This window comes from Bacillus sp. JJ1474 (assembly GCF_036965225.1).
Taxonomy (GTDB): domain Bacteria; phylum Bacillota; class Bacilli; order Bacillales; family Cytobacillaceae; genus Cytobacillus.
Genome location: NZ_JBALPC010000158.1, coordinates 411 through 4,854, shown reverse-complemented (window position 1 = coordinate 4,854; position 4,444 = coordinate 411). Strand labels below are relative to the sequence as shown.

3 protein-coding genes are annotated in these 4,444 nt (G+C 35.6%); 2 read left to right on the top strand and 1 reads right to left on the bottom strand.

Features of this window, described 5'->3' with window-relative positions; genetic code table 11:
• Positions 1-247: 247 nt before the first annotated feature.
• Positions 248-784 (top strand): sigma-70 family RNA polymerase sigma factor, encoded by a 537-nt coding sequence (locus V7164_RS18145; RefSeq protein WP_335345025.1) that lies wholly within the window; start codon positions 248-250, stop codon positions 782-784.
• A complete protein-coding gene (locus tag V7164_RS18140) occupies positions 765-1,748 on the top strand; it encodes a DUF4179 domain-containing protein (RefSeq protein ID WP_335345026.1) in 984 nt (327 codons plus the stop codon). Before V7164_RS18145 ends, V7164_RS18140 begins: the two co-directional genes overlap by 20 nt.
• Positions 1,749-2,336: 588 nt before the next feature.
• On the opposite strand, the gene V7164_RS18135 is transcribed toward V7164_RS18140, so the two are convergent.
• Entirely contained in the window at positions 2,337-3,920 is a 1,584-nt protein-coding gene (locus V7164_RS18135; protein ID WP_335354804.1) for a hypothetical protein, read from the bottom strand.
• Between the last annotated feature and the right edge of the window lie 524 nt (positions 3,921-4,444).

Here is a 4,444-nt window from a genome sequence, read left to right as displayed (position 1 = left end):
TCTTCAAGAATTGCGCCCGATTGTTGAATAATGAAAAAAACAATAAGCCGCAAAATAGTTCATTAGTTATTGTGCTATTGCCACCGTTAGATAATAAAAACTGTAATTTCTATTATCAAATTCTCATATCTAAAATACCAACCATCCTGTAATATAATACAATTATTAAATAAAACTTTTTGAATATATTATATTTGAAACTTTTTGCTAGTGTTTATGCCTCTAATATGTGAAAGGAGGTTGCTACATGTCGTATTCTACTGAATTAGTCGAGCTAGCCATTGCTGGTGATAAACTTGCATTTGAACAATTACTCAAGATCGAGAGTAAAAAATTATATAAAATCGCTTATCTCCACATGCGTCATAAAGAAGATGCACTCGACGTACTACAAGAAGCTACCTATAAAGCCTATATTTCGATACACCAGCTTAAATCACCTGTCTATTTTAGTACATGGCTTGTGAAGATATTAATTCGGACAGCTTATAAAGAACTTGAACAAAAAAAGAAAGTGATTCAACTGCCTGAAGAAACGATTGTGGGCCTTTTAGAATTGAATAAAGTCGAGGATCCTTCAATTGATTTATCGGAGGCACTTTCCTCGCTGGACAATGATTATCGGAATGTCCTTACTCTGTTTTATTATTATGATTTACCGATTCGTACAATTGCTACCGTACTCGGTAAACCACAACCAACCATTAAAACGTATTTACGAAGAGCCAAGTTGAAACTAAGAAAAACGTTAGGAGATGATTATTATGCGAAAAGACTTACTTAACTCCTATATAAAGGATATTGAAGTTCCGACAGAAGAGATTATGATGGCAATCGATCAAGGGATTAAGCAAGGTGAAAAATATCGTAATAACAAAAAGCGCACAACTATTTTAAAACGTGGATCCTTTTTTTCTTCTATTGCAGCTTCACTATTACTCGTATCAGGATTCGTCTTTTCACCCGTTTCAAACGTTTTAGCTCAAGTTCCGATTATCGGGGGTCTTTATGAAAAATATCAAATGCCAATTGGTCAAGAGCTAGCTTCCGAGAAACTCATCACAGAATTAAATGAATTAGTTGAAGATAATGGAGTAAAAATGGGTATTACATCGATTTTTTATGATGGTCAATATGTTGGGCTAACATTTAAAGTAACAGGAGAAAATCTAGCTGAGACTATTGGCGGCGAAAAAGCTCCCGAATCTGGTTATGCGTATGAAATGTTTGACCGAACAGATGAAACTACATGGTGGGGTGGCACTATGGGAGCTATAATAAAGGACGGTGATGGCTATAGTGGTGCAATGATTTTAGAAAATCCAAAAACTGAATCAGCCGATTCCCTTACTCTACCAATTACATTTACTCATATTGCAGGTGTTCAAGGAGAATGGGCATTCAATCTTCCAGTTCATAAATTACCATCGAAAGAATTGAAGATTGTTCAAACTACATCCTCACTCAATAACGAGTATAGTCTAGAAATTAAAGAATTAAAAATCGGACAAACCAACGCCCTCTTATCATATGAATTATTAAATACAGCCGGTATAGAAGGAGAACAATTATCTTTTAATATTGTTGACGACAAAGGCAAGAAGTCTTCACTCCATACAATTTCTGATTCAAAAGTGATTTTTGAAATAAACCGAGAAAATCCAACAAGATTCTTACTAGTAGAACCAACTTATAAAATTGGAAACAATGAGATCCACCTAGAAACTGTAAAAATCAATCTAAACTAAATGGTAACAGAAAAATCCGGACTGCCTACTCAGCAGTTCGGATTTTTTGCACTGGACATCTTGGATATTAACTGTCCTTATTCCATATAATGGCCCTTTTCATGAAGAAAGACGCTTTCCTTGTTTCAGAAAAGCGCCCGTTTGTTGAAGATCTCCATGTTGTATTATTTAGGTTAAATCTTCCTTTTAATTAAAGAAGTTTTATAAAAATATAAATAATCAGTGCTTGATACTCTTTTTCTTTTTATTTAAGAGTACGATTGCCATAACGAATAAAATTACTGAAATCAATAAAGTCGATCCCGAAGCAATAGGTGTTAATATTCCTATTATTAGTAGAATAATCCCTAAAACAACTATTCCTATAACCATTGAAATTCATCCTTCCCTCAATAAAGAAATATCATAAGATTGATAAGAATATTTTTGGAACTTTATTAAATTGGCAATTTAAATTTTCTTAAAGTCTTATTTCATCTTAACTTTATTTTAAAGCCAGATAAGGCGTAGAAAGCCGGACTTGAATGATAAACAGACATAATCATCAAAAGCGTAGCACCAATTGGATTGCTACGCTTTATTTACTTATTAATAGCCACGTAATAAACGCTTACCTAATGAAAGTGTTGCACCAGCTAGAGTCGTTACAACCATAATTGGAGCTGATGCAACGATAAATGCACCCACAGTTGTAGCAGCTAATGTAGCACCCATTAACGAAGCAGCCGTTGCCGTAATTGCAGTGCTTGCTGCTGTAACTCCAGCCCCAATACTAGCTGATGCCGCAAGTAAACCTGTACCAGCTGTTGTTCCCATTAATGCTCCCGATACTGTAGAAGCAGTACCTGCTGCTAATGCGCCAACTTTTGTTGTTGCTAATGCTCCTGCAACTTTAGTAGATACCATTACCCCCGCTTTTGAACTTGCTGCAGCGCGTAGAGCAACGGACGCAAGATGCATGCCACCGCCAATTGCTGTACTTTGCGCACCCCCTACTAATGCACTCTTTGCGATTTGTGCGCCGGCCTCTTGCAGGGTGATTTCCCCATATAATAATTCAACAGTGGCTTCTCCAAATGAATAGCCTGCACTCGCTACACCACCATAAATGCCTGTTTTAAAAGCAGCGCCGCCAGTAGAAATGACAGTTGAAGTGATCGGTGCATTTTTACCTGTTGTATTAAAAACCGTCTGATAAATTTTTCGTTCAAGTTGCATAAGTTCAGCTACTTTTGTAGTCGTATCAAGGCTGATAGGTGATTCTATAACGGTTTTTCCGGTCTTTTCAAGTCGAGCCTTTAATGTTGGATTATTTTTTGGGATAACAAATAACTGTCCATCATATTTAGAAGCGTCAAACCACGCATTTTCATAGCCCGCTTTTGCTTGTCCGAAAGTTTTTGTCCCGTCCGCGTTAAACATAATGAAATCGATTGGACCGTTATTGTTATTAACAATCGTTTTCGTACCGCGAAGGGATGCTGATGCAGCGTGTAGGTCTTCAAAAATAAACCCTCTAAAACGTTCTACAGTTCCACCTCTAAATACATCTTTTGAAATTAAATTCGTATGCAATTGATCAAAGATTTCTTTTGTTTTAAATGAAGAAATTAGTGCTTGGGATGGGGCAATACCTTTATCGATGATTTCTTGAATTTCATCGATTTTCACCGCAAAATCATTTAAGCTCCAGTTTTGTATGCCAAGTACGGCTTTCATTTCATCAGGCGTAATACCTGCAATGTCTTGTAATACGGCAAATTCCGTAGATAACCACAACGCTTCACTCCTACATTCTTCTGAACAGAATTTTGCCGAGCCATATGTATATTCTGTCTCAATACGCTCATTACAGTGAGGGCATCGCGGTTTATAAGGCATAACATTGTTCATTTTATCGCTAAAGAAGTATAAAGGTTCTAGCCAATGTTCACGCGCTTCTGGGTAAATGTTCAGATAAGCTTCAATGATGCTTTCGTAATCACGTTTCATATAAAGCGCAAAATAATACGTTAACATGCGTAATGAATAGGTGTGTCGTTTCATATATACGTCCCGTAACGGTGCATTCGGAAATTGCGTATAGGACAGTAATGTTTTTTCTAAAGCATTGATCGCTCGATTAAATCTGTCCATAATCGGATAGTCTTTATCAATGGTAATATCTAACATGAATAAATAATCTTCATCTTTCAGTAATAAATAGTCACCTACTGCGTTATCTAAAGCNNAGCAATTGACTCTTGATGTAATTGTTCAGAATTCCCAGCTATTTTTTTCAACTGTTCATTTTGTTCAATCATAATCGGTTCAATATCAATCAATTCATCATCAAAAACGGTTTCTTGCTCAAAAACTTCTTTAGAACCACCATTCATATTTGGGCTAAAGAAGTATAAATCGTCATCCCAGTGTTTTACTCCCTCATCAATGAAGTTTTTATGTTCATTAGTAAATTCTTGGAAATTATCCAACTTATTTAAATATAAATATTTATAATAGCCAATCATACGTAGGGAATACACGGAACGCATGATGTAATTTTCTCTAAAATAAGCTTTTTTATCATCACGTAATCGCAATTGTTCATCTTTAATCAGAACGATTACTCGGTCAAATGCATCTTCCATATATGTATTTGGATTATATTCTTTTAATTGACTTTCCAAGCCCATCTCATTATAAATTGAATAACC

Bases quoted from the DNA above. Each gene is read 5' to 3' on its own strand.
- V7164_RS18135 (WP_335354804.1), bottom strand. From the start codon at position 3,920: ATGTTAGATATTACCATTGATAAAGACTATCCGATTATGGACAGATTT.
- V7164_RS18145 (WP_335345025.1), top strand. From the start codon at position 248: ATGTCGTATTCTACTGAATTAGTCGAGCTAGCCATTGCTGGTGATAAA.
- V7164_RS18140 (WP_335345026.1), top strand. From the start codon at position 765: ATGCGAAAAGACTTACTTAACTCCTATATAAAGGATATTGAAGTTCCG.